This is a genomic window from Burkholderia sp. 4NA327C6 (assembly GCF_005502655.1).
Lineage (GTDB): Bacteria > Pseudomonadota > Gammaproteobacteria > Burkholderiales > Burkholderiaceae > Burkholderia > Burkholderia contaminans.
This window is the reverse complement of the sequence record NZ_SCNZ01000101.1, coordinates 1-6,042: the sequence shown is the minus strand read 5'-3', so window position 1 is coordinate 6,042 and position 6,042 is coordinate 1. Positions and strand designations below refer to the sequence as shown.

Annotated in this window: 8 protein-coding genes and 1 pseudogene; 3 read left to right on the top strand and 6 right to left on the bottom strand. The window is 67.6% G+C overall.

Translation table 11 applies throughout. The features are described from left to right. Positions 1-170, bottom strand: a 170-nt coding sequence (locus FFS49_RS41495; protein ID WP_249362367.1) for an ATP-binding cassette domain-containing protein, incomplete at its 3' end; no start/stop codon positions are given. Here FFS49_RS41495 and FFS49_RS42335 point away from each other — a divergent pair. Continuing rightward, positions 142-510, top strand: coding sequence for a hypothetical protein (locus tag FFS49_RS42335; protein ID WP_171026921.1), 369 nt, complete (start codon positions 142-144; stop codon positions 508-510). The two genes, FFS49_RS41495 and FFS49_RS42335, sit on opposite strands and share 29 nt — an antisense overlap. Before the next feature lie 139 nt (positions 511-649). Next, positions 650-952 (top strand): annotated as a pseudogene (locus tag FFS49_RS41485) (LysR substrate-binding domain-containing protein); the annotation flags it as partial. A 149-nt stretch (positions 953-1,101) separates the two neighbouring features. Here FFS49_RS41485 and FFS49_RS41480 read toward each other — a convergent pair. Together FFS49_RS41480 and FFS49_RS41475 are read right to left on the bottom strand one after the other, a co-directional pair. Further along, positions 1,102-1,305 carry a hypothetical protein gene (locus tag FFS49_RS41480; RefSeq protein ID WP_105815807.1) on the bottom strand — a complete coding sequence of 68 codons (204 nt, stop codon included), beginning with the start codon at positions 1,303-1,305 and terminating at the stop codon, positions 1,102-1,104. A 34-nt stretch (positions 1,306-1,339) separates the two neighbouring features. Beyond that, positions 1,340-2,659 (bottom strand): DUF3422 domain-containing protein, encoded by a 1,320-nt coding sequence (locus FFS49_RS41475; protein ID WP_105815805.1) that lies wholly within the window; start codon positions 2,657-2,659, stop codon positions 1,340-1,342. Positions 2,660-2,820: 161 nt separating this feature from the next. Between FFS49_RS41475 and FFS49_RS41470 the strand changes: the two genes are divergently transcribed. Further along, the gene (locus FFS49_RS41470) at positions 2,821-3,696 is read left to right on the top strand and encodes a LysR family transcriptional regulator (protein WP_034181902.1); all 876 of its coding nucleotides are present in this window, start codon (positions 2,821-2,823) and stop codon (positions 3,694-3,696) included. Here the strand turns inward: FFS49_RS41470 and FFS49_RS41465 are convergent, their stop codons facing one another. The 3 genes from FFS49_RS41465 to FFS49_RS41455 form a co-directional block, all read right to left on the bottom strand. Then, entirely contained in the window at positions 3,697-4,257 is a 561-nt protein-coding gene (locus tag FFS49_RS41465; RefSeq protein WP_105815804.1) for a hypothetical protein, read from the bottom strand. It lies immediately after the preceding gene. A 141-nt stretch (positions 4,258-4,398) separates the two neighbouring features. After that, positions 4,399-4,749, bottom strand: a complete 351-nt coding sequence (locus tag FFS49_RS41460) for a hypothetical protein (protein ID WP_071333294.1) — start codon at positions 4,747-4,749, stop codon at positions 4,399-4,401. Between the two features lie 231 nt (positions 4,750-4,980). Then, positions 4,981-5,901, bottom strand: coding sequence for a LysR family transcriptional regulator (locus FFS49_RS41455; RefSeq protein WP_039369879.1), 921 nt, complete (start codon positions 5,899-5,901; stop codon positions 4,981-4,983). Between the last annotated feature and the right edge of the window lie 141 nt (positions 5,902-6,042).

The window sequence follows — 6,042 nt, the reverse complement described above, 5'->3', positions numbered from 1 at the left end:
AACGTGGACTTGCCGCAGCCCGAGCTGCCGAGCAGCGCGAACAGCTCGTTCTTCGCGATCGTCAGGTTCACGTTGTCGACAGCGGTGCTGTCGCCGAATTTCTTCACGACGTTCTCGATGCGCACGAAGGCGTCGTTCGGCTTGAGCATGTCCGTCGCCGGTCGATGCATCGCATCAGGTGTACTGAATGAATCCCGTTTCATGATGGTCCGTATTAGGCAGGTAAGCGAATCTCAGGCGTCAGGCGCGACCAGCCGGGCGGTCGCACGGTGCTGGCGGAGAGGGAGCGAGCGATTCCTCTTCCGCAACGAATGGCGCAACGAAACAGGTGTGGGCGAACGCACGGCGATCGGCGGCCGTCAGTGGCGACCGACCGGGGGCGTCGCGCTGGCTGTCATGAAGATTTCATCGGTTTTCATCGGGCTTTCCGCACGTTTCTGTCGTCTCCAGTGCGAATTTTTAAACCCGTCAAAAACCTTTTGGATCGCGGATTTCCGTTCCGGACATTGAACGGGATCGATGTTTGGGGAGGATGGAAAACGGGGGCACGAGCCGGCCCCGTGCAGCAGCGCGGGCGCCCGGCGGTACGAGCGCCGCCGGGTGCAACGAAGGGTGGGGAAAACGAGCAGCCGGGCGGCTGCCACGCGCGGCCCAGTTCGCGACACGCGTGCAGATCGACCGCTATTTCCGCGAGCACGACGTGCGGCCACGTGTGTTGATGAAAGCGAATTCACCGGGGGCGGTGATCGAGATCGTGCGCCGCACGAACCTCGCGACGCTGCTGCCCGCGACGATCGCGGCCGGGCACGACGATCTCGCTGCCGTCGCGCTCGATCCGGCCGTCCTGCGGCGTACGGCCGTGCTGCTGCAGCGCAAGGGGGCGTACCGAAGCGCCGCTGCGCGCGCGTTCGCCGAACTGGCGTTGGCGCAGGGGGCGGGGAAATCGAGTAGGGAAAGCATGGCGCGTGCGACGCGCAAAAGGACGTCCGGCGGATTGCCGGTCATGCTGAACGGCGGGCAAAGCCGGCGCGCGCGGGCGCCCGACGCTCCACTCGAACGAAACGCCCGCGTTACGTTGAACCGCCGCGAAGCAACCGTACGTCAGTTGTACCCGAGAATCGCCACCGCCGCGACGTCCGGCCGGTCGATCGTATTCCCGACGAGCGACGTCATCGGCTCCTGCAGCACGGCCTGATACGACGTCACGCGCGGCTCGTCCGACGCACCCGGCTCATCCAGTGCCGGCTCATCGAACGCGGCATCGAAACCGCTGAAGAACGCCGCTTGCTTGTGCGAAAAAGTCATCTCCATTCCTTTCATTGATTGTGTTTTCGATGTTCTAACCGACCTGCTTCAATGCCGCCGCAGGCACCGGCGTGCCGTCGTGCGCGGCCTCCGATCGCGCCAGCTGCGCGCGCGTGCGCCGCGTGATATGAATCACCGCGAACACGACCGGCGCGATCAGCAGGCCTTCCGCCAGCTCCGGATCGACCGGCAGGTTCATCACGTGCAGCGCCTTGAACGCCGCCGTCGCGAGCGACAGCACGTAGTACGAAATGGCCGCCACCGACAGCCCTTCAACGGCGTGCTGCAAGTGAAGCTGATTGCGTGCGGTACGCTCCATGCCCGCCAGCAGGCGCGTCACGTCCTTTTCCTGGGCAAGGTTCACGCGCGTGCGCAGCAGGTCGACCGCCCGCGCGATCCGCGCGGCGATCTGCTCGTGGCGCGCCCATACGCTGCGGCAGGTTTCCATCGCCGGCGCGAAACGGCGCTCCATGAATTCGGCGATCGTCGGCATGCCTTCGATGCGCTCCTCGCGCAGCTCGTGGATGCGGGCCAGCACGAGCTTTTCGTACGCTCGCGACGCGCTGAAACGCGCGCCCGATCCCGACAGCGATTCGACCCGCACCGCGAGATGCGTGAGCTTGACGAGCAGCGCCGTGTCGTCGCCGTCCGCGCCGCTCGCGTCCATCCGCTGCATCAATGCGTGCAGTGCCGCGTGGATCTCGTCGAGCTCGCGGCTCATCCGGCGCGCGACGGGCAGCGCGAGCAGCGCCATCATCCGGTACGTTTCGATTTCGTACAGGCGCTGCAGCAGCCGGCCGCCCTGCTCCTCGCGGAAATCCTCGTCGACCACGAGAAAGCGCATGAAGCCGTCGTCGCGCACGTGCCAGTCGCAGAACACCTTGCCGCCGCCGAGCACGTTGCTGCCGACGAGCGCGGGCCCGTCGATCCAGCGGCGCAGGTCGCCGCACACGAGCCGCGCGGCGTCGCCCGACAGCAGCTCCATGCGCACCGCGACGAAGCGGATGCCGGCGAGCCGCGCGAACCACGCGGCCGGAATGCCTTCGATCGCGAGATCGTCGAAATAGCCGGTGTCGCGCCGCGGCGCGACGAACGTGAAGGTCGAGAATTCGGTGTGGCGCTCCCACTTCAGGTGCCAGCCGCTCGGCGACTGCACCGCGTAGTGCGTCGCGCCTTCGTGCGGCGCGGCAATGCCGGTCTCGCGGCACAGCGCGTGCAGCAGCGTTTCGTGGATGTCGGGCTGGCCGTCCGTGTAGATCGCGTAATGCGTGAGCGATACGGCTTCGGCGAGCCGCAGGAACGGCCGCGCATGCAATTCCGCGGCCAGTGCGGCGCGCAACGGATGGTCCATCATCGAGACACCACGCTTTCCTGTTCAGTGCTGCACGCCGGCTCGGCCGGCCCGAACGCTGCGCCACCCTCGGGTGAAACGTCAGCGTGATCGCACTATGGCAGACACACAGCAACAATAAAAACGCATAATGCTGATCGTTACGTTCAGTTTTCTTGATACTCATGAAGATGCTCGATCACGACGTGCTGGCCACCGTCGTCGCCGTCGCGGAAACCGGCAACATGACCCGCGCCGCCGAGGCCGTGAACCGCTCGCAGTCGGCCGTGAGCATGCAGATCAAGAGCCTGGAAGACGCGATCGGCCGGCCGCTGTTCGTGCGCAAGCCGCGCAGCATCGTGCTGACGCGCGAAGGCGAAGTGCTGCTGGGATTCGCCAGACGAATGCTGGCGCTGCGCGACGAGGCATGGGCGGCCGTCGTGCGGCCGGAGGTGACCGGCAAGGTCGTGATCGGCGTGCCTGACGACTACGCGTCGTCGCTGCTGCCGTCGGTCCTGAAGAAATTCTCGGCGACCTACCCGAAGGTCGAGATCCAGGTGATGGGGCTGCCCAGCAGCGCGCTCGCGCCGCTGATCAAGGACGGCACCGTCGATCTCGTGTGCGGCACGCGCATCAAGGGGCTCACCGGCGACTTCATCCGCCACGAGCCGATGGCGTGGGCCGCGATGACGAACGGGCCGCGCGTGTGGGAGGAACGGCCGCTGCCGATCGCGGTGTTCATGCCGGGCAGCGTCGCGCGCGAGAACGCGATCCGCAGCCTGGAGCGCGCCAAGGTGCCGTACCGCACCTCCTATGAAAGCCCGAGCCTGCTCGGGCTGCTCAGCATGGTCGAAGCCGGCCTGGCCGTCGCGCCGCTCGCGCGCTGCGCGATTCCCGCGCAGTTGTCGATGCTCGGCCGCTCGCACGGGCTGCCCGACCTGCCGCCGCTCGAACTGATCCTCGCGCGCAGCACGAAATCGAAGCGGCCGCCGTGCGACTTTCTCGCGGAACAGCTGATGGAAGACCTGCAGCGGCAGACCGGACAGACCGGCGACGCGTGATCAGCGCTTCGCGCCGAACCCGGCCGCGCCGAGCGCCGCGTTGACGTTCGCGGCCACCGTATCGACGAGCGCCTCGAGCGTGTCGCCGCGCACGTGCCGGTGTTCCGGCGCGACGTGCTCCTTGCGTTGCCAGCTCCACTGCGCGCCCGACGCGACCGAAAGCGTCGCGCAGAAGACATTGCCGTGGCGCAGGCCGAAGGTGCTCACGTGCCGCCCCGCCACATAGTCCTGTTCGGGCAAATAGAGCCGGATCTCGACCGCCACCTGGTCGCGATCGTTGACACGCGCGGCCGGGGTGACCGTCGACGCGAACACCTTGCCGATTCGCCAGGTCACGCAGGTTTCCCACGCCGCGAGCGGGCCGCCGGCCGCGTCGACCCGGTCGGTGTCGACCGACCACTGATGCCGGGCGGGCACGACGATCGCCTGATGCAGCAGCACTTCGGCCACGCGCACCGTCGTCACGAGCTGACGCGCGAGCTGCTGGCCCGACGGCAGCGACACCGTCCGCGCGCGGCGGCTTTCCGGCCGCGCGACAGGTACTGCTTCCATGAGGTCCATGACCCCTCCATATTCAGGATCGGCGCCGCGCACGCGGTGCCGCACGCCTGTCCGCCGTCTCGCGACGGACAGCACGGCGGCCGGCAATCGGGCGACGGATCGGACAAGTCGTCCAGGAGCGAGCAACAACCGTTCCTCGCTTCACCGCGCCGTCGGCCCGATGCGCAAGCGGCGCGCGACCGGCCCGATCACCGCGTCGGCCTGCTGCGCGATCAGCATGTGCAGCGTGAAATCCAGGTCTTCCGGCGCGATGTCGAAGTGCACGTGAACCACGTCGCGCACGGCGCGCGCGCTGACGACGTACACGCCGAGCGGGGAATGCAGCAGCGCGGCGAGCCGGGCGTGCGCGTGTTCGCCGGAGTCGGCCGTCAGCGTGACGGGCAACTGCAGGCGCGGGCACGGCGGCGGGAAGGGAATGACGTTGTTGCGTGCGCCGGCGCGCACCGGGCGGCCGGCGACATGGAAGGCGGGAACGGGACGAATGAAGGTCATGGAGCGGACGGAAGCCGTCTCGGCTGTTCGACACGTCCCCAGCTTAGAAGAGACGACATAAACGTCGTGCAAAAAAACGGACCGCCGATGCAAAAAACGGCATGGGGGGACACATCACTTCACAGTCCGGCGACCGGCGGCCGGCGGTGCGCCGCCGTCCGCGCACGGTGATCGCGCGCCGCGGCTCGCGTCACCTTCACCTGCGCCGCGCTCGCCTGTGCGTTGCTCCGGTTACGCGGCGAACGCCTCGAGCGACGCGCGCCGCCGCTCGTCGACCATCGATTCGATCAGCGACACCAGATCGTCGGTCAGCGGATCGCAGATGCCCGGCGAGCGATGCAGTTCGAGGTCGGCCGCCGGCAGCGACGGAAAGCCGTCCGACTCGTCGAGCACGCGCCAGTTCTCGGGCAGCGTGCAGCGATCGATCATCGTCACGGCCGCGCCGTGGTTCACCGCGATCTTGATGCCGGTCGGGCTCTGGCTCGTGTAGACGACATGAAACGACCGGTCGGCCGTCGCGAGCGCCTGCAGCCCGCGCTGCCGGTAGCAGCACGTTTCCGGGAACAGCGCGAGCGGCACCGACGCATGGCGGTCGAGCGCGAAATCGCGATGCGCGGCCCACACGACGTCGTGCCGGCCGAGCACCCGCCCGCCCGCGCCGGGCCCGTGACGCACGACGAGCGCCACGTCGAGCTCGCCGGCCTGCAGCCGTTCGAGCAGTTCGAGCGACATCCGGCAATGCACGTGCAGGCGCGCGCCCGGCCGCATCGCATAGAACGACTTCAGCAGGTCGGGCAGCCACAGCTCCGCATAGTCCTCGGGCAACCCGAAGCGCACGACGCCGCGGTCGCTGCTCGCCTGCTTCAGCGCGAGGATCGCGTCGTTCTGCACCTGGATGATCCGGCGCGCATGGATCAGGAAATTCTCGCCGTCGCGCGACAGCTCGAGCCGCCGGCTGTTGCGCATGAACAGGTGCGTGTCGAGCCGCTCCTCGAGCGTGCGGATGCGCAGGCTGATCGTCGATTGCGTGCGATGCAGTTGCCGGGCCGCCGCGGTGAAGCCGCCGCTCTCGACCACGGCGACGAATGCCCGGATCAGTTCCGGATCGAGCGAACTGAGCTTCGACCAATCGGGCTTTTGAATGGCAGCCATCGAAATTACTCGCTTTCGAAAAAAAGAGGGAAGACGAAAGATAGGGCTCGGAGTACGCCGATTGTTGTCCGGATGCGCTCGGCCCTCCAACCCCTGCCCGGGTATGACAAACCCGGAGCCGGTACGCGCATGCCCCCCTGC